Annotated in this window: 23 protein-coding genes and 3 tRNA genes; 18 read left to right on the top strand and 8 right to left on the bottom strand. The window is 51.0% G+C overall.

The window, feature by feature from the left end; all coding sequences use genetic code 11:
• Nucleotides 1-105 precede the first annotated feature (105 nt).
• Complete coding sequence (fliE, locus tag OGY62_RS12050) at nucleotides 106-420, top strand: flagellar hook-basal body complex protein FliE (RefSeq protein ID WP_012131910.1); 315 nt, start codon at nucleotides 106-108, stop codon at nucleotides 418-420.
• Nucleotides 421-483: 63 nt separating this feature from the next.
• Here the strand turns inward: fliE and yedF are convergent, their stop codons facing one another.
• Nucleotides 484-717, bottom strand: a complete 234-nt coding sequence (yedF, locus tag OGY62_RS12045) for a sulfurtransferase-like selenium metabolism protein YedF (RefSeq protein ID WP_000790504.1) — start codon at nucleotides 715-717, stop codon at nucleotides 484-486.
• The gene (gene yedE / locus OGY62_RS12040; RefSeq protein WP_115614228.1) at nucleotides 714-1,919 is read right to left on the bottom strand and encodes a selenium metabolism membrane protein YedE/FdhT; all 1,206 of its coding nucleotides are present in this window, start codon (nucleotides 1,917-1,919) and stop codon (nucleotides 714-716) included. Before yedE ends, yedF begins: the two co-directional genes overlap by 4 nt.
• 186 nt (nucleotides 1,920-2,105) lie before the next feature.
• Here yedE and yedD point away from each other — a divergent pair, with 186 nt between their 5' ends.
• Nucleotides 2,106-2,519, top strand: a complete 414-nt coding sequence (gene yedD / locus OGY62_RS12035) for a lipoprotein YedD (RefSeq protein ID WP_047463076.1) — start codon at nucleotides 2,106-2,108, stop codon at nucleotides 2,517-2,519.
• A gap of 81 nt (nucleotides 2,520-2,600) precedes the next feature.
• Here the strand turns inward: yedD and amyA are convergent, their stop codons facing one another.
• From amyA to fliD, 4 genes are all read right to left on the bottom strand, one after another.
• Complete coding sequence (amyA, locus tag OGY62_RS12030) at nucleotides 2,601-4,088, bottom strand: alpha-amylase (protein WP_286459949.1); 1,488 nt, start codon at nucleotides 4,086-4,088, stop codon at nucleotides 2,601-2,603.
• Nucleotides 4,089-4,155: 67 nt separating this feature from the next.
• A complete protein-coding gene (gene fliT / locus OGY62_RS12025; RefSeq protein ID WP_286459947.1) occupies nucleotides 4,156-4,518 on the bottom strand; it encodes a flagella biosynthesis regulatory protein FliT in 363 nt (120 codons plus the stop codon).
• Nucleotides 4,518-4,928 carry a flagellar export chaperone FliS gene (fliS, locus tag OGY62_RS12020; RefSeq protein ID WP_115625631.1) on the bottom strand — a complete coding sequence of 137 codons (411 nt, stop codon included), beginning with the start codon at nucleotides 4,926-4,928 and terminating at the stop codon, nucleotides 4,518-4,520. Before fliS ends, fliT begins: the two co-directional genes overlap by 1 nt.
• A 9-nt stretch (nucleotides 4,929-4,937) precedes the next feature.
• Nucleotides 4,938-6,368, bottom strand: a complete 1,431-nt coding sequence (fliD, locus tag OGY62_RS12015) for a flagellar filament capping protein FliD (RefSeq protein ID WP_286449267.1) — start codon at nucleotides 6,366-6,368, stop codon at nucleotides 4,938-4,940.
• 336 nt (nucleotides 6,369-6,704) lie between these two features.
• Between fliD and OGY62_RS12010 the strand changes: the two genes are divergently transcribed.
• From OGY62_RS12010 to sdiA, 9 genes are all read left to right on the top strand, one after another.
• On the top strand, nucleotides 6,705-7,529 hold the full coding sequence (locus OGY62_RS12010) for a flagellin N-terminal helical domain-containing protein (protein WP_275155644.1): 825 nt from the start codon (nucleotides 6,705-6,707) through the stop codon (nucleotides 7,527-7,529).
• A gap of 63 nt (nucleotides 7,530-7,592) precedes the next feature.
• Nucleotides 7,593-8,798, top strand: a complete 1,206-nt coding sequence (gene fliB / locus OGY62_RS12005; RefSeq protein ID WP_286459944.1) for a flagellin lysine-N-methylase — start codon at nucleotides 7,593-7,595, stop codon at nucleotides 8,796-8,798.
• 128 nt (nucleotides 8,799-8,926) lie between these two features.
• Nucleotides 8,927-9,646 (top strand): RNA polymerase sigma factor FliA, encoded by a 720-nt coding sequence (gene fliA, locus OGY62_RS12000; protein WP_024130237.1) that lies wholly within the window; start codon nucleotides 8,927-8,929, stop codon nucleotides 9,644-9,646.
• Between the two features lie 60 nt (nucleotides 9,647-9,706).
• Complete coding sequence (gene fliZ / locus OGY62_RS11995; protein ID WP_199972267.1) at nucleotides 9,707-10,258, top strand: flagella biosynthesis regulatory protein FliZ; 552 nt, start codon at nucleotides 9,707-9,709, stop codon at nucleotides 10,256-10,258.
• A gap of 87 nt (nucleotides 10,259-10,345) precedes the next feature.
• Nucleotides 10,346-11,146: a cystine ABC transporter substrate-binding protein gene (tcyJ, locus tag OGY62_RS11990; protein ID WP_024130238.1), complete on the top strand. Its 801-nt coding sequence runs from the start codon at nucleotides 10,346-10,348 to the stop codon at nucleotides 11,144-11,146.
• Between the two features lie 107 nt (nucleotides 11,147-11,253).
• A complete protein-coding gene (dcyD, locus tag OGY62_RS11985) occupies nucleotides 11,254-12,240 on the top strand; it encodes a D-cysteine desulfhydrase (protein ID WP_024130239.1) in 987 nt (328 codons plus the stop codon).
• A 21-nt stretch (nucleotides 12,241-12,261) separates the two neighbouring features.
• On the top strand, nucleotides 12,262-12,930 hold the full coding sequence (gene tcyL / locus OGY62_RS11980) for a cystine ABC transporter permease (protein ID WP_198447565.1): 669 nt from the start codon (nucleotides 12,262-12,264) through the stop codon (nucleotides 12,928-12,930).
• Entirely contained in the window at nucleotides 12,927-13,679 is a 753-nt protein-coding gene (tcyN, locus tag OGY62_RS11975; protein ID WP_012131929.1) for an L-cystine ABC transporter ATP-binding protein TcyN, read from the top strand. The genes tcyL and tcyN overlap by 4 nt, the downstream gene beginning before the upstream one ends.
• 233 nt (nucleotides 13,680-13,912) lie before the next feature.
• Nucleotides 13,913-14,635 (top strand): quorum-sensing transcriptional regulator SdiA, encoded by a 723-nt coding sequence (sdiA, locus tag OGY62_RS11970; protein WP_012131930.1) that lies wholly within the window; start codon nucleotides 13,913-13,915, stop codon nucleotides 14,633-14,635.
• A gap of 66 nt (nucleotides 14,636-14,701) precedes the next feature.
• On the opposite strand, the gene OGY62_RS11965 is transcribed toward sdiA, so the two are convergent.
• Both OGY62_RS11965 and OGY62_RS23400 read right to left on the bottom strand, forming a co-directional pair.
• Nucleotides 14,702-14,926 (bottom strand): DUF2594 family protein, encoded by a 225-nt coding sequence (locus OGY62_RS11965; RefSeq protein ID WP_012131931.1) that lies wholly within the window; start codon nucleotides 14,924-14,926, stop codon nucleotides 14,702-14,704.
• Nucleotides 14,927-14,945: 19 nt separating this feature from the next.
• The gene (locus OGY62_RS23400; protein WP_418222342.1) at nucleotides 14,946-14,993 is read right to left on the bottom strand and encodes a hypothetical protein; all 48 of its coding nucleotides are present in this window, start codon (nucleotides 14,991-14,993) and stop codon (nucleotides 14,946-14,948) included.
• Between the two features lie 396 nt (nucleotides 14,994-15,389).
• Between OGY62_RS23400 and uvrY the strand changes: the two genes are divergently transcribed.
• The 7 genes from uvrY (at nucleotide 15,390) to OGY62_RS11925 (ending at nucleotide 19,782) form a co-directional block, all read left to right on the top strand.
• Entirely contained in the window at nucleotides 15,390-16,043 is a 654-nt protein-coding gene (gene uvrY, locus OGY62_RS11955; RefSeq protein ID WP_012131932.1) for a UvrY/SirA/GacA family response regulator transcription factor, read from the top strand.
• The gene (uvrC, locus tag OGY62_RS11950) at nucleotides 16,043-17,875 is read left to right on the top strand and encodes an excinuclease ABC subunit UvrC (protein WP_286459942.1); all 1,833 of its coding nucleotides are present in this window, start codon (nucleotides 16,043-16,045) and stop codon (nucleotides 17,873-17,875) included. The genes uvrY and uvrC overlap by 1 nt, the downstream gene beginning before the upstream one ends.
• A gap of 56 nt (nucleotides 17,876-17,931) precedes the next feature.
• A complete protein-coding gene (gene pgsA, locus OGY62_RS11945) occupies nucleotides 17,932-18,480 on the top strand; it encodes a CDP-diacylglycerol--glycerol-3-phosphate 3-phosphatidyltransferase (RefSeq protein ID WP_012131934.1) in 549 nt (182 codons plus the stop codon).
• Between the two features lie 151 nt (nucleotides 18,481-18,631).
• Nucleotides 18,632-18,707: transfer RNA gene (locus OGY62_RS11940), tRNA-Gly, on the top strand.
• Nucleotides 18,708-18,759: 52 nt separating this feature from the next.
• Nucleotides 18,760-18,833: transfer RNA gene (locus OGY62_RS11935), tRNA-Cys, on the top strand.
• Nucleotides 18,834-18,845: 12 nt separating this feature from the next.
• Nucleotides 18,846-18,932: transfer RNA gene (locus OGY62_RS11930), tRNA-Leu, on the top strand.
• Nucleotides 18,933-19,116: 184 nt separating this feature from the next.
• Nucleotides 19,117-19,782: a YecA/YgfB family protein gene (locus tag OGY62_RS11925; RefSeq protein ID WP_047463105.1), complete on the top strand. Its 666-nt coding sequence runs from the start codon at nucleotides 19,117-19,119 to the stop codon at nucleotides 19,780-19,782.
• Nucleotides 19,783-19,807: the final 25 nt, after the last annotated feature.

Below are 19,807 nucleotides of genomic sequence, written 5' to 3'. Positions count from 1 at the left end.
TTTTCTATGCGCCAAAAACCGAGGTTTTTTATCGCTATTTAGCGCCTTTATCTTATTGACAAACTGGTAATCTCTGCTGTGTAAAAAATCATCCAGGGGATTAGCATGTCAGCAATACAGGGGATTGAAGGGGTCATCAGCCAGCTACAGGCAACGGCGATGTCCGCACGGGCGCAAGACGCGCTGCCGCAACCAACCGTAAGTTTTGCCGGTCAACTGCATGCGGCACTGAATCGCATCAGTGACACGCAAACCACCGCGCGCGTACAGGCAGAAAAATTTACTCTGGGTGAGCCAGGCATTGCGCTTAATGATGTGATGACCGATATGCAAAAAGCGTCTGTCTCAATGCAGATGGGTATTCAGGTACGCAACAAACTGATGTCGGCGTACCAGGAAGTGATGTCGATGCAGGTGTAGCCAGACCTGCTGAATGCATCATACAGGCCGGATAAGGCGCTTGCGCCGTCATCCGGCAAATGATTACTTCTGAATCAGATAGCGAATCGTTGGGCCATCCTGCTGAATATCCAGCACCGTATAGCCGTGATTGCGCGCATCCAGCGGAATATTATTGATGGATTGCGGGCAGTCGCTCACCACTTCCAGAATTTCTCCCTTTTTTAACTGCGGCATCGCTTCCAGCGTGGCGACGGCCGGGTAAGGGCAGGGCTCGCCGACCATATCAAGACGGTAATCAGGAACGATATTTTTCATGCGGATTCCTTAGCAGGGGTTAACCCGGAGCGACGGAAGAAACGTTTTTCCCAGCCGATTATCAGCATCAGCGCGGTAAACAACAGCAGATAAGTGACCAGCAGGCCGCCCAGCGGACCGAAGGTGTCGAGCAGATTCACTTTGTCCCAACGGGTTGCCAGCGCCGGGGCAAAATCATCCCAGTAATATGCCAGAATAGTGGAGCCGATAACGTTGCCGAGACCTACCCACCAGTAGTGCACCTGACCTTCCACGGCGCGGTACATCCAGCCGGTTTCACACCCGCCCGCCAGCACGATGCCAAAACCAAACAGCAGACCGCCGATAACGGCGTTCGGGCCAGCCCACATAATCTTCGCTTCCACGCCTAACTGTACGTAGCTGAAAATTCCGATAGCGCTCACCGCCATCCCGAAGATGATGGCTTTCGCCATATGGGTGCGACCGGTGATCCACAGGTCACGGAAGGCCGAGGTGAAACAAATTTGCGCACGTTCAATCAGCAGACCAAAACCCACGCCGAACAGCATGGCCAGCCCCAGTTTTGGCTGGTTCATCGCCGTCAGCAGCGCCCAGCCGATCATGCCGATAAAGACCAGCATCCCCAGACGGAAACGGCGGCGTGCCTGATCCGGCTTCTGCGTCAGCGGCGAGGCAGCGGAGACTTTCTGCATTTTGACCGGGATACGGAATATGGGCAGTAGCGTGAAGCGCGCGCCGAACCAGGAACCGATGGCGGTTGCCAGCGCAAAGAACCAGGCATGAAGAGAAAACTGCGGAATACCGGTGAAGAAGGCCGCCAGATTGCAACCCATCGCCATGCGCGCGCCAAAACCGGCAATCATCCCGCCGATAATCGCCTGCATAATGCGGATACGGCTGCGCGGCATACGTAATTTAACGTTGTTGGCCCACAGTGCCGCGGCAAAGCAGCCGCCGAACATGCCGAGGATCATCATCCCGTCGATGCGGGTAAGAGGGGAACCTTCCAGATGGATCAGCTTGTAGTAACCCCACTCTTCAGCATGAACGCCAAACAGCTGGAGGATTTGTCCACCCCAGCGGGTGAATTCGCCCGTAACAGCCCAGAACGTACCGGTGATACCGAAATAATAAGTGGAGAGAATACCTGCTGCGATGACCGCAGGAACAGGCGCCCAGAATTTAACTAACCAGGCTTGTTTGAATTGTTGCCATGACATGCTTTCTTAGCCTCTGAACTCAGAAGGAAAATAAAAGAAGAGCGGATAGTACACCGATCAGATTTTTTGCCTACTACTAATAAGAAGTAATATCGACTGGATCAATATTACTTGTTGGCCCTGAAAGGCTGGCGACATCAGGGCTTTAATGCCACAATCCTGTTTTCTTCGCATGCAGGATGAATGATGAAAAAAATAGCGATCGTTGGCGCATTTCTGGTCCTTACCGGGTGTGCAGAGGTACAGAATTATAACGATGTGGTGAAGACGCCAGCGCCAGCCGGTCTGGAAGGGTACTGGCAGTCAAAAGGCCCTCAGCGCAAACTGGTGAGCCCCGAGGCGATAGCCAGTCTGGTGGTGACCAAAGAAGGAGATACCCTGGATTGCCGTCAGTGGCAGCGGGTGATTGCCCTGCCGGGTAAACTGACGCTGCTTTCCGGTGATTTAACCAACGTTACGGTGAAGCGCGAACTCTATGAGATTGAGCGTGAAGGGAACACGCTGGAATATGATGGTATGACGCTGCAACGCGTGGACCGACCCACGACCGAATGCGCCGACTATTTATCGAAACATCCGCTCGCGAGTCAGTTACCGTAAACATTTTCGGTAAACGCTGGCGGTAATCATGTTGTTGCCGGGTGGCGCTAACGCTTACCCGGCCGGTGTTCTCTCCTGTACTTACAGCACATCTTCAATGATCCATACGCTGACGCAGCCACCGTTGCAGGTAAACGTGGCCTCACCCTGTTCATCGGTGGTTACGCGCTCTTCCCGATTGCCTAAAAAATCACGCCAGGTCTTGTTGGCGTAATTTTCACCTAGCGTAATGGTCTTCTCGCCGTCATCGCCGTTGGAAAGTACGACCACGCAGCCAGGATCGTCGTCTGTACCGCTACGGCTAAAGGCAACGCAGTTGGGGTGGTCGAAAAAGAGCGTCTGGATGCCGTGGGCAAAACGCTGGCGCGCGAGAATCAGTTGATCGAGCTGTTCGATAACGGGCATATCAATGGTGTAGGTTTCGCCGTCGCCACCCGTATCTTCGTAATGTGCGCCGTAGAGATCAGGGTAGAACACTGACGGTACGCCGTTCTCCCGCAACAGGATCAACGCATAGGCCAGCGGCTTAAACCAGGCTTCAACGGGCGCTTCAAGCGCCTGTAACGGTTGGGTATCGTGATTTGCCACGAGCGTTACGGCATGGAAAGGATCGGCTTCCACCAGCGTGTCGGTGAAAATCTGGCTCATATCGTAATCACGCCCCTGACGAGAGGCTTCGTGGAAGTTCATCTGTAGCGGCGCGTCGAACAGCATGGTTTTTCCATCCACCTGATCGATATAGGCTTGTAGCTTGTCCACTTCATGAGACCAGTACTCCGCCACAATGAACAGCGGCTTTGGCGCAACCTCCTGGACGTGTTCTATCCACTCTTTATAAAACCAGGCCGGAATGTGTTTGACCGCATCCAGGCGGAAGCCGTCGCAATGGGTTTGCGCCATTACCCAACGCGCCCAGTATTTGATCTCCTCGGTGACCGCATGGTTGCGAAAGTCGATGTTTTCGCCCATCAGATAGTCGAAATTACCCATTTCATCATCGACCTGGTCGTTCCAGCCGTCGCCAGTGTAGTCGTTGACGATCTTAAAGATGCCGTCTTCGTCCGGGTTTTCGATGTGATCAATACCGCTGAAACATTTGAAATCCCAGATAAACTGCGAATATTGACCGGCGCGGGCAGGGAAGGTGTAACGCGTCCAGCCTTCACATTCGATGATCTCGTCATCGATTTGCGTGCGATCATCTTCATTGACCCGCTGTACGCGAATGGCCTCTTTTTCATCCGCGCCCATTTTGTGGTTGACGACCACGTCGAGCAAAACCGCAATGTCATTTTGCTTTAGCGCCTCAATGGCGGCCAGCAGCTGCGCTTTGTCGCCATATTTTGTGGCGACAGATCCTTTCTGATCAAACTCACCCAGATCAAACAGGTCATACGAGTCATAACCTACGGAATACCCGCCGGACGCGCCTTTATAGGCGGGCGGTAACCAGACCATATTAATGCCGATATCATTGAGGCCGCCAGCGCGCTCAGCCAGTTCTGGCCAGAGCTTGCCGCCGTCAGGGTAATACCAGTGGAAGTACTGCAATAGCGTGGGGTTTTTCATCTTCCGTGCTCCAGAAGCCGTCAGGCTAACTTCTGGAGTATGGATGAGAATTGCAGATTGGGAAAAATTATTGATTCAGGTTACTGGGGAACAGAATATTTCCCGCCAGGTTCCCGTATGTCGTGGAGACGGACTGCTGTTTTCCAGTCTGGTCTATAAGCTGACGTAGTTCTTCCATACGGTGCTGCAACAGCGTTTTTAACTCAGCCTCGTTACGGAGTACGGCATTCAGGATCTCTTTTGCCTGGTTTATCAGAAACGTATCGTCGGGAGTGATGGGGTTACCAGCGATACTCTCCACCAGTTGCACATAATTCATCTCCTGCTCAATCAGTTCATCCCATTTTCCTGAATGAGCAAGATTCAGCATTGTGATACTAAGGGCATGCAGGGCATGCCAGTTGGTAAGCGACGAGATGCAGTTAGTCATCAAAGGGTATCCTGAACGGGTGAAACCGATGAACCGATCTGTTTCCAGGCATCAGCGATATTGGTTAGCAATCCCTCTACTTCAATGATAGCTTCAACGTCGTTATGTAAGTTGGCCAGTAACAAACGGCGTACCATGTAATCGTAAAGTGATGCCAGATTGCGGGAAAGCTCTCCTTCAACTTCCATGTTGAGTCCCGCCTTGAGGCCGTTATCAATAATATTGATCGCTTTTGACAGCGCCTCACCTTTTGATAACAGTTCTCCCTGCTCCAGGAATAGTCGTGCCCTGACGAGAGCACTCAGTGCCCCGTCAAAAAGCATAACAACCAGTTGGTGTGGGTCGGCACTCATCACCGCACTTTCCACCCCAACTTTCTGGTAGGAAAGGACACCACTTTTACTATACATATCAATTCCTTAACTGCTTGATGAGCTAAACTGCTGAGTCAGGTAGTTTGCAGTATTGTTCATCTGACTGATCAACTTATCCAGCGAGGTGAACTGTGCTTTGTAGCGCGCCATAGTTGCTTCTATGGAGGCTTCCATCGCGTCATAGCGCTGTTCTAATGTCTTGAGCGTTTTGTTAATGCCATCCTGCGCATTTTTAATTACCCCAGTGCTACCAGAAGTGGTATCCAGCATTTTGGTCAGGGTGTTGTTCATCTGAGTGGCGAAACCGGTCGTTTTGCCATCACCGATAAAGTATTCCTGCACAGCTTGAGGATTATCTGTCAAGGCTTTGGTTAATTTAGTTGTATCAATCTTCAGGTTGCCGGTGGAGCCGTCAGAGCCGACAGTTGGATCCTGAGTAATACCTAACTGCGCCATAATGGCGTAAGTTCCACCTTGTACATCCGTAAGCAGGCTACGCAACTGGGACTGAATAGAGCGAACATTAGTATCGCCTAAAAGCGCGCCATTGTTGCTGGACTGACTAGAGGAACCTGTGTCTGTTTTGACGTATTTTGTCACGCTAGCGATAGTAGACTGTAATGCATTATAAGCCGTCACCCAGTCGCTGATAGCCTTATTGTTCTCCTCCGTAGCGCGGGTAATCTCTAGCGTCTCATCGGCTGTGCTTTTTGCTTTCAGTGTCAGTGTGAGCCCTGTCACTGCATCTGAAATGGTATTACTGGAGCGAACGATTTTTACGCCATTAACCGTTACTTCGGCATTTTGCGAAGCTGTCTGTACGTTCAAACCCGATGATGTCGCATCGTGTCCGATTTTTTGCTGTAGCGTGTCATCCCCGGTAACGGTAACAGTCATATCATAATCTGTACCCGTTGATTTCGAGGTAAGCATCAAACGGTAATCTCCGTCTTCTGCCTTAATCACTGTCGCGGTGACATTACCGTTTGCTTTATTGATCGCGCTGGCAATGCCATTCAAACTGGTATCAGAATCTGACAGTGTGATTTCCAGCGGATCTTCGGTTCCCGGCTGGGTAATCGTAATGGTGCGTGTTCCGTCAGTCGTTGTCCCTCCCAGCTTTTCAGTGCCGCTGGTAAAGCTATCGGACATTAATACCTGTGCTTTTGCTACCTGGCCGACATTAATACTATAACTGCCTACGGCTGCATCACTGGTAGTTGTGGCGCTGAACGATGTATTAGTGCTACCAACTGTCGTTGAGTTCCAGGTCGCTGTTTTGCCAAGTGCTGCTGTTGCAGTTTGTAGATTAGTTAACGCACTTTGTAGTTTTCCGTATGCGCTTAACTGGGCGTTGTAGGTGGTCTGCTGAGTTGTAATTGCTGTAAGCTTCGTTCTTTCAGCTGTCTCCAACTGGTTATACAACGTCGTTAAATCCAGATTAGAGCCAACCCCCAGGTTACTAATAGTAGCCATGTTTATTTTCCTTGAGTCTTGGGTATGTCTGGATTTGTTATCGGACAGAATACAAAAAAGTTTACACATCAGGATTAAAAATAATCGCCAGAAAAGGGGGGGCTGTTACTTTCATATAGAGGGATTGTTTGAAAGAAAACTTATTGTTCAGAGGGTAAATATCAGAGGTTTAGCTATGGTTAACGAGATTATTTCCTTTAAAAATAATAAGTTGAAAGTTTTTATTGTTTATTTCTAAAGTCCTTTGAAGAAGCGCCGATACCCTTGTTGACGGTGAGAGACGCTGTGAGTGTTAGGCACCGGACCTAAAATCCAATTTTTGAAGGAAAGAAAATTATGGCAGTTATCAATACTAACCTGATGTCCCTGACTACTCAGAACAACCTGAACAAATCTCAGTCTGCACTGGGTACGGCTATTGAGCGTCTGTCCTCTGGTCTGCGTATCAACAGCGCGAAAGATGATGCGGCTGGTCAGGCAATTGCAAACCGTATGACCTCTCAGATCAAAGGTATGAACCAGGCCGCCCGTAACGCGAACGATGGCATCTCCATGGCGCAGACTGCTGAAGGTTCTCTGAACGAAATCAACAACAACTTGCAGCGTATCCGTGAACTGGCTGTTCAGGCAAGCAACGGTACTAACAGCGAGAGCGATCTGCAGTCCCTGCAGGATGAAGTTACTGCTCGCCTGGCTGAAATCGACCGTGTTGCAGGTAAAACCGACTTCAACGGCATCAAACTGCTGGATGGTAGTGCGGGTGCTGCTGGGGTTGTTAAAATTCAGGTTGGTGTGAACGACGGCGATACCATCGAGCTGGATCTGAATGGGGCTAAAGCGGATAGCGCTGAACTGGGTGTGAAAACCATTGATCTTAAAGCTCTGACTGGAAACGAACTGGAAACTATCGATGATGCTATTGCTAAGGTTGATAGCGCACGTAGTGGCCTGGGTGCGGTGCAGAACCGTTTCGAGTCCGCTATTAATAACCTGAACAACACTTCTACCAACCTGTCTGCGGCACAGTCTCGTATTCAGGATGCTGACTACGCAACTGAAGTTTCCAACATGAGCCGTGCGCAGATCCTGCAGCAGGCTGGCACTTCCGTACTGTCTCAGGCGAACCAGGTTCCGCAGACTGTTCTGTCTCTGCTGCGTTAATCCTCTCGTTTATAACCCCGCTACGGCGGGGTTTTTTTATCTCTTACTTTTGAGAATCAGCTTATGAAACAGATCATTGTCACCCAACCGAAACTGGTCGCAGACTTTTCCTGCGTGGGCGGGGAATGTCGTGAGCATTGTTGTCAGGGCTGGACAATTGTATTTGATAAGTCTTCTGTTAATCGCTATGTGAACAGCAGAGATAGTTCTATCCGCCGTATTGCGAAAACAGGGATTAAAATTACAAAAAAACACTATCAACACTGGGGGGAAGTTATCTTTCAGACGGAAAGCAAAGGTTGTCCGTTTATGGATGCTGAAAGGCTTTGCTCTATTCATAGCACAATGGGGGCCCAGGCATTAAGTCCTACCTGCTCGACATTCCCTCGTACGAGCAGAATCTATAAAAATGAAGTTGAAAAATCACTCAACCTTTCATGTCCCGAAGTCACGAGGCTTCTTCTGAGTGATAAAGATTCGATGTCTATGATGGAGTCAACAGGCGTTCAGCAGGATTATAATAACGCGCCATTACTTGACATGAAGATTAAGGTTATCAATCTCTTTTGCCAGAATATATTCAATGTGACAGATGTCAGTGTTGAAGAGCAAATTTACACTATGGTGAAATTTCTCATGGTGGCTGAGAAAGTTGACAGCATTGAAGAAAGCATTAGTGACCTGGAGAATGTCTATTGTGCTCTGGTTAATGAACTGGTTAGCGGTAAGGTACTGACCGAGTTACAGAATTTCAATCAAAACTATGGTCTTAAGTTTGCACTGATCTCACTAATGCAAGGTTACTTCACGAAGAAAATGTCGAGTCGTGGTGGTCGGGTGTTGAACCATTATTTCACGCAATTATACGGGCAGTTTGACGCGACGGGTGATACGGTTTCCGCTGAGTCAACAATGAGAAAAATTGAAGCTGAATGGTGTGATGTGGCGGGAAATTATCTTAAAGATAATGAGCACCTGTTTAAGAATTTCTTCAAATACAAGCTGTGGCAGCAGGGGTTTCCGCAAAATAATGGCCGTAGCATGCTGAATAATCTTTATTTAATCGTTGCTGAATTCTATTTCATCAAAACGTTACTTGCGGGCCATGTAATGGCGACGGGGGAAATTGAACAAGATAATGTTGTTGATGTTATTTACAGTTTTCACTCTCTTAGCCAGCATAATCAGGATGTTCAACAGTTGTTTCATCAGCAAATAGAGAGTGTAAGATTGGGAGATGATCTCTCATTGTTACAATTGTTAATTTAGCGAAAAAACAGTCCTTGTAATAGGCAAGCCCAGAATAACCTCATTTTATTCCCCTTTTTCATCCAATTGAACGCCCTGCAGAATCGGATAATCATGCCGATAACTCAACTAACGCAGGGCTGTTTATCGTGAATTCACTGTATACCGCTGAAGGTGTAATGGATAAACACTCGCTGTGGCAGCGTTATGTACCGCTGGTGCGTCACGAAGCATTGCGCCTGCAGGTGCGTTTGCCGGCGAGCGTGGAACTGGACGATCTGCTACAAGCGGGCGGTATCGGGTTATTGAATGCAGTTGACCGATATGACGCTCTGCAAGGAACGGCATTTACCACTTACGCAGTGCAGCGTATTCGTGGAGCGATGCTGGATGAACTACGCAGCCGTGACTGGGTGCCGCGTAGCGTCCGGCGCAATGCTCGCGAAGTGGCGCAGGCGATGGGGCAACTGGAGCAGGAATTAGGGCGCAACGCGACGGAAACTGAGGTGGCGGAGCGGCTGGCTATTCCTGTGGAAGAGTATCGTCAGATGTTGCTTGATACCAATAACAGCCAACTCTTCTCTTATGACGAGTGGCGGGAAGAGCATGGCGATAGCATTGAGCTGGTGACGGAAGAACACCAGCAGGAAAACCCGTTACAACAGCTCCTTGAGAGCAATTTACGCCAGCGTGTGATGGATGCGATTGAATCGTTGCCAGAACGCGAGCAGCTGGTGTTGACGCTGTATTACCAGGAAGAGCTCAATCTGAAGGAGATTGGCGCGGTGCTGGAAGTCGGCGAGTCACGGGTAAGCCAGTTGCACAGCCAGGCCATCAAACGTCTACGCACCAAGCTGGGTAAGTTATAAAGGGCGATCGTCGTCGCCCCTTAATAGTGCCGCACAACGTATTGACTACCAGGAGTTCTCATGACGGTGCAGCAATCTAAAAGACGGCCACTAAGCCGCTACCTCAAAGACTTTAAACACAGCCAGACGCATTGCGCTCATTGCCATAAATTGCTCGACAGGATCACGTTGGTTCGCCGGGGGCAGATTGTCAATAAAATCGCGATTTCCCGCCTGGATACGCTGATGGACGATGCACAATGGCAGGAGGAGCAGAAGGAGTGGTCGGCGCTGTGCCGTTTCTGCGGCGATCTGCACTGCAAAGAGCAGAGTGACTTCTTTGACATCATCGGTTTTAAACAATTCTTGTTTGAGCAAACCGAAATGAGCCACGGCACCGTGCGTGAATATGTCGTGCGCCTGCGTCGCCTGGGCAACCATCTCACCGAACAGAACATTTCTCACGACCTGCTACAGGAAGGTTTTCTTGATGAAAACCTGGCCCCGTGGTTACCCGAAACCAGCACTAATAACTATCGGATCGCGCTGCGTAAGTACGAACAGTATAAAACGCATATGCATGCCGGACAGATGCAGAAATCATCCCGGATGGCTACTTCTGATATATATTAAAAATGAATAACATGTAGCGGAGTCGTGTTTGTGATTAGCAGCAAACCCTCTACACTACGGTCATTAATGACAACATTCGGGGTAACTATGAAATTAGCACTTCTGGGACGTCAGGCTCTGATGGGTGTGATGGCAGTTGCACTTGTCGCCGGGATGAGCGTGAAGAGTTATGCAGATGAAGGTCTGTTAAACAAAGTAAAAGAGCGCGGCACGCTGCTGGTAGGCCTGGAAGGGACTTACCCGCCGTTCAGTTTCCAGGGTGATGACGGCAAACTGACCGGGTTCGAAGTGGAGTTCGCAGAAGAACTGGCGAAACACCTCGGCGTAAAAGCCTCGCTGAAACCGACCAAATGGGACGGTATGCTGGCGTCGCTGGATTCCAAACGTATTGATGTGGTTATCAACCAGGTCACCATCTCCGACGAACGTAAGAAAAAATACGATTTCTCAACACCTTATACCATTTCTGGTATTCAGGCGCTGGTGAAAAAAGGCAATGAAGGCAGCATCAACACGGCGGCTGACCTGAAAGGTAAGAAGGTCGGCGTCGGTCTGGGAACAAACTACGAAGAGTGGTTGCGCCAGAACGTACAGGGTGTAGACATTCGCACCTATGATGACGATCCGACGAAATACCAGGATCTGCGCGTAGGCCGTATTGACGCTATTCTGGTGGATCGCCTGGCCGCATTGGATCTGGTGAAGAAAACCAAAGACACGCTGGCCGTTACCGGCGAAGCGTTCTCCCGTCAGGAAGCCGGTGTGGCGCTGCGTAAAGGCAATGAAGATCTGCTGAAAGCGGTAGATGGCGCCATTGCCGATATGCAGAAAGACGGCACGCTGAAAGCGCTGTCTGAGAAATGGTTTGGCGCAGATGTGACTAAATAATCGTCATAATTGCAAAAAAAGGCGCTTTAATACGGCGCCTTTTTTATTTCATCCGTTTGAACGTGCATAATAAAAAGAACATCACAACAATGAATACCGGAGGCTTTATGCCACTGCATAATTTAACGCGGTTCCCACGCCTGGAATTTATTGGCGCGCCAACGCCACTCGAATACCTGCCGCGTTTATCTGATTATCTGGGTCGCGACATTTTCATTAAACGCGATGACGTAACGCCGATGGCAATGGGCGGGAATAAACTGCGTAAGCTTGAATTTCTGGCTGCCGATGCGCTGCGTGAAGGCGCGGATACGCTGATTACGGCGGGCGCCATCCAGTCGAACCACGTTCGCCAGACGGCGGCGGTAGCGGCAAAACTGGGATTACACTGCGTTGCGTTACTGGAAAATCCCATCGGTACGACGGCGGAAAACTACCTGACCAACGGCAATCGTCTGCTGCTGGACCTTTTTAATACGCAAATTGAGATGTGCGACGCGCTGACCGATCCTGACGCCCAGCTACAGGAACTGGCGACCCGTATTGAGGCGCAGGGTTTCAGGCCGTATGTGATTCCGGTCGGCGGCTCCAGCCCATTAGGCGCAATGGGATACGTGGAAAGCGCGCTGGAAATCGCCCAGCAGTGCGAGGGCGCGGTACAGCTGTCCTCCGTGGTGGTGGCGTCGGGAAGCGCCGGTACGCACGCCGGGCTGGCGGTAGGTCTGGAACAATTGATGCCAGATGTTGAGTTGATCGGCGTGACCGTGTCGCGCAAGGTTATCGATCAGAAGCCTAAAGTGGTTACGCTGCAACAAGCGATTGCTAAAGAGCTGGAACTGACCGCCTCGGCGGACATCCTGCTGTGGGACGACTATTTCGCGCCGGGATACGGAACGCCGAATGAAGAGGGGATGGAGGCCGTGAAGCTGCTGGCGCGCCTGGAAGGCATTCTGCTTGACCCGGTCTATACGGGGAAAGCGATGGCGGGCCTGATCGATGGCATCAGCCAGAAGCGCTTCAAAGATGAAGGTCCGATTCTCTTTATTCATACCGGTGGGGCGCCAGCGCTGTTTGCCTACCATCCTCACGTGTAACTTCCGGGTAGAAAAACACTCATGCAAGAAAGTATCCAACTGGTGATTGACTCGCTGCCGTATCTGCTTAAAGGTGCGGTGTTTACGCTACAGCTGAGTATTGGCGGGATGTTTTTCGGCCTGCTGCTGGGCTTCATTCTCGCGCTGATGCGTATGTCGCCCCTGCTGCCTGTCCGCTGGCTGGCGCGTTTTTATATCTCCATTTTTCGCGGTACGCCGCTGATTGCCCAGCTTTTTATGATCTACTACGGCCTGCCGCAGTTTGGCATTGAGCTGGACCCGATCCCGGCGGCGATGATTGGCCTGTCGCTGAATACCGCAGCCTACACTTCGGAAACGCTGCGTGCGGCGATCTCTTCTATCGACAAAGGTCAGTGGGAAGCCGCGGCAAGTATCGGTATGACGCCGTGGCAAACGCTGCGTCGCGCGATTTTGCCGCAGGCCGCCCGCGTGGCGTTGCCGCCGCTGAGCAACAGTTTCATCAGCCTGGTGAAAGATACCTCCCTGGCCGCCACGATTCAGGTGCCGGAACTGTTCCGTCAGGCGCAGCTGATTACCTCGCGTACGCTGGAAGTCTTTACCATGTATCTGGCGGCATCGCTGATCTACTGGGTGATGGCGACGGTACTTTCCGCGCTGCAAAACTATTTTGAAGAGCAGCTTAACCGCCAGGAGAGAGAGCCAAAATGAGTGCGATTGAAGTTAAAAACCTGGTGAAAAAGTTCCACGGTCAGACGGTGTTGCACGGCATCGACCTGGAGGTGAAACCTGGTGAGGTGGTGGCGATTATCGGCCCCAGCGGTTCCGGTAAAACAACGCTGTTGCGCAGCATTAATTTGCTGGAGCAGCCTGAGGCGGGCACCATCAAAGTGGGCGACATTACCATTGATACCGCAAGCTCGTTAAACAAGCAAAAAGGGCTAATTCGCCAGTTGCGTCAGCATGTGGGGTTCGTATTCCAGAACTTTAATCTGTTTCCGCACCGTACCGTACTGGAGAACATCATTGAAGGGCCGGTGATTGTGAAAGGCGAGCCCAAAGCCGAAGCAACGGCATTAGCGCGGGAACTGCTGGCGAAGGTAGGACTGGCCGGGAAAGAGACCAGCTATCCGCGTCGTCTGTCCGGTGGGCAGCAGCAGCGTGTGGCGATTGCCCGCGCGCTGGCGATGCGCCCGGAGGTGATTTTGTTTGATGAACCGACTTCCGCGCTCGACCCTGAGCTGGTGGGGGAGGTGCTCAGTACGATACGCCAGCTGGCGCAGGAAAAGCGCACGATGGTCATCGTGACGCATGAAATGAGCTTTGCGCGCGACGTGGCTGACCGGGTGATATTTATGGATCAGGGGCGCATTGTGGAGCAGGGCGCGGCCAAACCGTTATTTGCCAATCCTCAGCAACCACGCACGCGTCAGTTTCTTGAGAAGTTCCTGATGCAATAAGTGTTTTCGCGCACTCGCCTGAAATAATCCCGTTTTGGGCGAGTGTATTTAAATAAATATCAATAATACCCGCCTGATTATAGCCGTAATCCCTTTGTGTTCTCCCGCCGGGTGAAACACACCTCAAGTAATTCGCCATCTGACCGATATTTTCTACATATAAACTTCATTTATGTGTTAGCTTGTTTTAAACATTATAATGATTATCAATCTCAGGGGTGTTACCGTTTAGTATGCAGGAAAATGATTTCTTCACCTGGCGACGGAGTATGCTGGTACGCTTTCAGGAAATGGCGACGGCAGAAGATGTCTACACTGAATTACAACATCAGACACAGCAGCTTGAATATGATTATTATGCGCTGTGTGTTCGCCATCCCGTCCCGTTTACGCGGCCAAAAATCTCCGTTCACACCACGTACCCGCAAGCGTGGGTGGCGCATTATCAGTCTGAAAACTATTTCTCTATTGATCCGGTATTAAAGCCGGAAAATTTCCGCCAGGGGCATCTGGCATGGAATGATGCCTTATTTAGCGAAGCGCAGTCGCTATGGGACGCGGCGCGCGCTCATGGTCTACGCCGGGGGGCGACGCAATGCCTGATGCTGCCGAATCGGGCGCTGGGCTTCCTCTCTGTCTCCCGGGCGAGCGCCCGCCATGCGCCGTTTGCACATGATGAAATTGAACTCCGGTTGCAACTGCTGGTGCGTGAGAGCCTGTCGGCGCTGACGCGGCTGGAGGATGAAATGGTGATGACGCCAGAAATGCGCTTCAGTAAGCGAGAGAAAGAGATCCTGAAGTGGACGGCGGAAGGAAAGACGTCATCAGAGATCGCGATGATTCTGTCCATCTCAGAGAACACCGTTAACTTTCATCAGAAAAACATGCAGAAAAAGTTTAACGCGCCGAATAAAACGCAGATTGCCTGCTATGCGGCCGCGACGGGCCTGATCTGAAAAAACGAATGTTCTGCGCGCCAGACGCAAAACCGGCTGAAAGTTTCACTCTCAGCCGGTTTCCTGTTACTGGCGGTAAGCTTGTTTAATTTGCTTAACAGTGCTGGAAAATACCGCGGCCTGCGTTTCATCTTCAATCTGCGCGATCTGTTTTTCCATCTTAAGAATCACGCGCCCTGCGTCGGCTTGCCCCATTGCCTGTAGCATCAGGGTCAACATGGCTTTCAGGCAGGTGACTTCATTGGCCAGTTCTTGATTATTCTCGGCAGTGGAAAAATCAGGCGTACTCATTTATTTTCCTCGTTATGTTTCAGTGAAAAAGTGCGATGGCAAATGTTAAGGCGGCGGAGTATACCATAAGCTGCGCCAAAAATAGCAGTGGTTGTTTTTTGATCGCAAATCAAACCAGCGCCATTAAAATAAACAACGCCTTGCGAGGCATATATTTTCCTCATTTTTTTGTTTACCTCGCGTATTTCGCGCGTTAATTATTGTTACAAACTTGCTTGCCTATTTAGCATTTCGACGGAAGTGAGTGAATTTTTTGTCACTATTCTGAAACTATTATGCAGAAATAGAGGGTAAAAAAAGGCCGTTAGCTGTGGGAGTTTCCACGAAGCGTACAATCTAATTTCCAAAAACGAGAGCAAAATCGAATGCCCCACGTTTTTTACGTTTCAAAGTTGAGATAAAACCCGCTAATATAGGGTCGATTAACTATCAGTAGCGTTATCCCTATTCTGGAGATATTCCTTTGATCAACGTTCTTCTTGTTGATGACCACGAACTGGTGCGCGCAGGGATACGACGCATTCTGGAAGATATAAAGGGCATAAAGGTTGTCGGTGAAGCCTGTTGTGGCGAGGACGCCGTAAAGTGGTGCCGCGCGAACGCCGTCGACGTTGTGCTGATGGACATGAACATGCCCGGAATCGGCGGTCTTGAGGCGACGCGCAAAATTGCCCGCTCAAGCGCTGATATTAAAGTGATCATGCTGACGATCCATACGGAAAACCCGCTACCGGCGAAAGTCATGCAGGCCGGAGCCGCAGGGTATCTGAGTAAAGGCGCTGCGCCTCAGGAAGTGGTCAGCGCGATTCGTTCGGTTTTTTCCGGGCAGCGTTATATTGCTTCAGATATCGCTCAACAGATGGCGCTGAGCCAGATTGAGCCTGAGAAAACAGAAACGCCTTTTGCCAGTTTGTCTGAACGCGAGTTGCAGATTATGCTGATGATCACCAGGGGCCAGAAGGTTAATGAGATCTCAGAACAACTGAATCTCAGTCCTAAAACGGTGAACAGCTATCGCTACAGAATGTTCAGTAAACTAAACATTCATGGTGATGTTGAGTTGACTCACCTGGCAATTCGCCACGGCCTGTGTAATGCGGAGACGTTAACAAGCTAGTGAGTGTTCTGTTTGATGCGAAAGCATTTTTAAAAACCGTGACCAGCCAACCCGGCGTTTATCGTATGTATGATGCCGGTGGTACGGTTATTTATGTCGGTAAAGCGAAAGACCTGAAAAAACGGCTTTCCAGCTATTTCCGCAGCAACCTTGCTTCGCGAAAAACCGAAGCATTGGTTGCGCAAATTCAGCAAATTGATGTCACGGTGACGCATACCGAGACCGAAGCGCTATTGCTCGAACACAACTACATCAAATTGTATCAACCGCGCTATAACGTGTTATTGCGCGATGATAAATCCTATCCTTTCATCTTTCTCAGCGGTGACACCCATCCACGCCTGGCAATGCATCGCGGGGCGAAACATGCCAAAGGTGAATACTTTGGCCCGTTCCCGAACGGGTATGCCGTGCGTGAAACCCTGGCCCTGCTGCAAAAAGTCTTTCCCATTCGTCAGTGCGAAAACAGCGTCTACCGCAACCGCTCGCGTCCTTGTCTGCAATATCAGATTGGCCGCTGTCTCGGGCCGTGCGTAGAAGGGCTGGTGAGTGAAGATGAGTATGCGCAGCAGGTGGAGTACGTTCGGCTGTTTTTATCCGGGAAAGACGATCAGGTTCTGACCCAATTGATCGCCCGAATGGAAAAAGCCAGCCAGAATCTGGAATTTGAAGAGGCCGCGCGCATACGCGACCAAATTCAGGCTGTGCGCCGCGTTACTGAGAAACAGTTTGTCTCCAATACCGGCGACGATCTGGACGTTATCGGCGTGGCGTTCGATGTGGGTATGGCCTGTGTGCATGTGCTTTTTATCCGCCAGGGCAAGGTGCTGGGCAGCCGTAGCTATTTCCCGAAAGTGCCGAACGGGACGGAACTGGGCGAAGTGGTGGAAACGTTCGTCGGCCAGTTCTATCTGCAAGGCAGCCAGATGCGCACGCTGCCAGGAGAGATCCTGCTGGATTTCAACCTGAGCGATAAAACGCTGCTGGCGGACTCTTTGTCCGAACTGGCCGGGCGGCGCATTAATGTGCAGACCAAACCGCGCGGCGATCGCGCTCGTTACCTGAAGCTGGCGCGAACCAATGCCGCGACGGCGCTGATCAGCAAACTGTCGCAGCAATCGACGATCACGCAGCGTCTGACCGCGCTGGCAAGCGTGCTGAAGCTGCCTGCGGTGAAGCGGATGGAGTGTTTTGACATCAGCCACACGATGGGAGAACAGACGGTGGCCTCCTGCGTGGTTTTTGACGCTAACGGGCCGCTGCGTGCGGAGTATCGTCGCTACAACATTACCGGAATTACGCCGGGCGATGATTATGCGGCGATGAATCAGGTTCTGCGCCGACGCTATGGCAAGGCGATTGAAGAAAGTAAGATTCCTGACGTTATTCTGATTGATGGCGGTAAAGGCCAGCTTGGTCAGGCGAAGACCGTTTTTGCTGAACTGGATGTGCCGTGGGATAAAAATCATCCTTTATTGTTGGGCGTTGCTAAAGGCGCCGATCGTAAAGCCGGTCTGGAGACGTTGTTCTTTGAACCCGAGGGGGAGGGCTTTAGCCTGCCGCCGGATTCGCCTGCGCTGCACGTTATTCAGCATATCCGCGATGAATCGCACGATCACGCCATTAGCGGGCACCGCAAAAAACGGGCGAAGGTGAAAAACACCAGCACGCTGGAAACTATCGAAGGCGTCGGGCCAAAACGTCGACAAATGCTGTTGAAATATATGGGCGGTTTGCAAGGACTACGTAACGCGAGTGTTGAGGAAATTGCAAAAGTGCCGGGTATTTCGCAAGGTCTGGCAGAAAAGATCTTCTACTCGTTGAAACATTGAGGTCTCTGTAGCAACATAGGGGTAATTTCTCTGACAACAGATAGTTACCCGTCACTATGCAATTTAATATCCCTACGTTGCTCACGCTGTTTCGCGTCATTCTGATCCCATTCTTTGTATTGGTGTTTTATCTGCCATTTACATGGGCTCCCTTCGTTACCGCGCTAATCTTCTGTATCGCCGCCGTGACCGACTGGTTCGACGGTTTCCTGGCGCGTCGCTGGAACCAGAGTACGCGTTTTGGCGCGTTCCTTGATCCGGTGGCGGATAAGGTGCTGGTGGCGATCGCCATGGTGCTGGTGACGGAGCATTATCACAGCTGGTGGGTGACGCTGCCTGCCGCGACCATGATTGCGCGTGAAATTATTATTTCCGCGCTGCGTGAATGGATGGCCGAGCTGGGCAAACGCAGCAGCGTGGCGGTCTCCTGGATCGGCAAAGTGAAAACCACCTCGCAAATGGCGGCGCTGGCGTGGCTGCTGTGGCGTCCAAACATTTGGGTGGAATATGCCGGGATCGCGCTTTTCTTCGTTGCTGCCGTGCTGACGCTGTGGTCTATGTTCCAGTATTTGAGCGCTGCACGCGGGGATTTGCTTGATCAGTGATCGTTTCGCCGCAAATTTCAGCAAACGATCGTGGGTGGCGAAAAATATCGTTGACTCGTTGCGTCAGGTAAGTAGAATGCAACGCATCGAACGGCGGCGCAGGTTGCCAGACGATAACAAAATCAAGTGATTAACAAAGTTACTTGATGATGCGGGAATAGCTCAGTTGGTAGAGCACGACCTTGCCAAGGTCGGGGTCGCGAGTTCGAGTCTCGTTTCCCGCTCCAGTTTAAAGACATCGGCAATAGCGGGTGTCCGGCTGAAAAGCCTGAAGAATATGGCGCGTTAGCAAAGCGGTTATGTAGCGGATTGCAAATCCGTCTAGTCCGGTTCGACTCCGGAACGCGCCTCCACTTTCTTCCCGAGCCCGGATGGTGGAATCGGTAGACACAAGGGATTTAAAATCCCTCGGCGTTCGCGCTGTGTGGGTTCAAGTCCCACTCCGGGTACCATGGGAAAGACAAGAATAATCAAAGCAATAAGCAGTGTCGTAAAACCACCTCCGGGTGGTTTTTTTGTGTCTGTCATCTGTTCGCTGATGATCTTGTCTGCCATTCCTTCCCCAATAAGTATCCCTTACTTCGCCAGCCATGTAAGATAATTGCGGGCGAGAGTATTTCACTGAGGAAAAGCGTTATGAAAACAGGACCGTTAAACGAAAGCGAGCTGGAATGGCTGGATGATGTACTGACAAAGTACAATACCGATCACGCGATTCTGGATGTGTCAGAGTTGGATGGTTTACTGACGGCTGTACTCAGTTCGCCGTATGAGATTGAGCCAGAGCAATGGCTGGTCGCGGTATGGGGTGGGGCGCAGTATGTTCCGCGCTGGTCCTCTGAAAAGGAGATGACGCGTTTTATGGAACTGGCGTTTCAGCATATGGCGGATACGGCAGACAGGCTTAATGAGTTCCCGGAACAGTTTGAACCGCTGTTCGGTCTGCGTGAAGTCGAAGGTCATGAGCTGACCATCGTGGAAGAGTGGTGCTTTGGCTATATGCGCGGGGTCGCGCTCTCTGACTGGTCCACCTTACCGGATACGCTACAACCCGCGCTGAAAGCCATTGCGCTGCACGGTACGGAAGAGAACTTCGCCGTGGTTGAAAAAATGTCACCAGAAGCGTTTGAGGAGAGCGTTAACGCGATTCGTCTGGCGGCCCTGGATTTACACGCGTACTGGATGGCGCACCCGCAGGAAGCGCCGGTGCAGGTGCCGGTAAGAGCGGAAGTAAAGGTAGGGCGCAACGATCCTTGCCCCTGCGGCAGCGGTAAAAAATATAAACAGTGCTGTCTGCACTAAACACAAAAAAGGGGCTTAGCGCCCC

The sequence above is a fragment of the Citrobacter sp. CK198 genome, assembly GCF_030333295.1.
In the GTDB taxonomy this organism is placed as follows: Bacteria; Pseudomonadota; Gammaproteobacteria; order Enterobacterales; family Enterobacteriaceae; genus Citrobacter_B; species Citrobacter_B koseri.
The sequence above is the reverse complement of the archived record's forward strand: the minus strand, read 5'-3'. Positions and strand labels throughout refer to the sequence as shown.

What these genes read in the sequence shown, in the direction of transcription:
- fliE (WP_012131910.1), top strand. Translation starts at nt 106, where the DNA reads ATGTCAGCAATACAGGGGATTGAAGGGGTCATCAGCCAGCTACAGGCA.
- yedF (WP_000790504.1), bottom strand. Translation starts at nt 717, where the DNA reads ATGAAAAATATCGTTCCTGATTACCGTCTTGATATGGTCGGCGAGCCC.
- yedE (WP_115614228.1), bottom strand. Translation starts at nt 1,919, where the DNA reads ATGTCATGGCAACAATTCAAACAAGCCTGGTTAGTTAAATTCTGGGCG.
- yedD (WP_047463076.1), top strand. Translation starts at nt 2,106, where the DNA reads ATGAAAAAAATAGCGATCGTTGGCGCATTTCTGGTCCTTACCGGGTGT.
- amyA (WP_286459949.1), bottom strand. Translation starts at nt 4,088, where the DNA reads ATGAAAAACCCCACGCTATTGCAGTACTTCCACTGGTATTACCCTGAC.
- fliT (WP_286459947.1), bottom strand. Translation starts at nt 4,518, where the DNA reads ATGACTAACTGCATCTCGTCGCTTACCAACTGGCATGCCCTGCATGCC.
- fliS (WP_115625631.1), bottom strand. Translation starts at nt 4,928, where the DNA reads ATGTATAGTAAAAGTGGTGTCCTTTCCTACCAGAAAGTTGGGGTGGAA.
- fliD (WP_286449267.1), bottom strand. Translation starts at nt 6,368, where the DNA reads ATGGCTACTATTAGTAACCTGGGGGTTGGCTCTAATCTGGATTTAACG.
- OGY62_RS12010 (WP_275155644.1), top strand. Translation starts at nt 6,705, where the DNA reads ATGGCAGTTATCAATACTAACCTGATGTCCCTGACTACTCAGAACAAC.
- fliB (WP_286459944.1), top strand. Translation starts at nt 7,593, where the DNA reads ATGAAACAGATCATTGTCACCCAACCGAAACTGGTCGCAGACTTTTCC.
- fliZ (WP_199972267.1), top strand. Translation starts at nt 9,707, where the DNA reads ATGACGGTGCAGCAATCTAAAAGACGGCCACTAAGCCGCTACCTCAAA.
- tcyJ (WP_024130238.1), top strand. Translation starts at nt 10,346, where the DNA reads ATGAAATTAGCACTTCTGGGACGTCAGGCTCTGATGGGTGTGATGGCA.
- dcyD (WP_024130239.1), top strand. Translation starts at nt 11,254, where the DNA reads ATGCCACTGCATAATTTAACGCGGTTCCCACGCCTGGAATTTATTGGC.
- tcyL (WP_198447565.1), top strand. Translation starts at nt 12,262, where the DNA reads ATGCAAGAAAGTATCCAACTGGTGATTGACTCGCTGCCGTATCTGCTT.
- tcyN (WP_012131929.1), top strand. Translation starts at nt 12,927, where the DNA reads ATGAGTGCGATTGAAGTTAAAAACCTGGTGAAAAAGTTCCACGGTCAG.
- sdiA (WP_012131930.1), top strand. Translation starts at nt 13,913, where the DNA reads ATGCAGGAAAATGATTTCTTCACCTGGCGACGGAGTATGCTGGTACGC.
- OGY62_RS11965 (WP_012131931.1), bottom strand. Translation starts at nt 14,926, where the DNA reads ATGAGTACGCCTGATTTTTCCACTGCCGAGAATAATCAAGAACTGGCC.
- pgsA (WP_012131934.1), top strand. Translation starts at nt 17,932, where the DNA reads ATGCAATTTAATATCCCTACGTTGCTCACGCTGTTTCGCGTCATTCTG.
- OGY62_RS11925 (WP_047463105.1), top strand. Translation starts at nt 19,117, where the DNA reads ATGAAAACAGGACCGTTAAACGAAAGCGAGCTGGAATGGCTGGATGAT.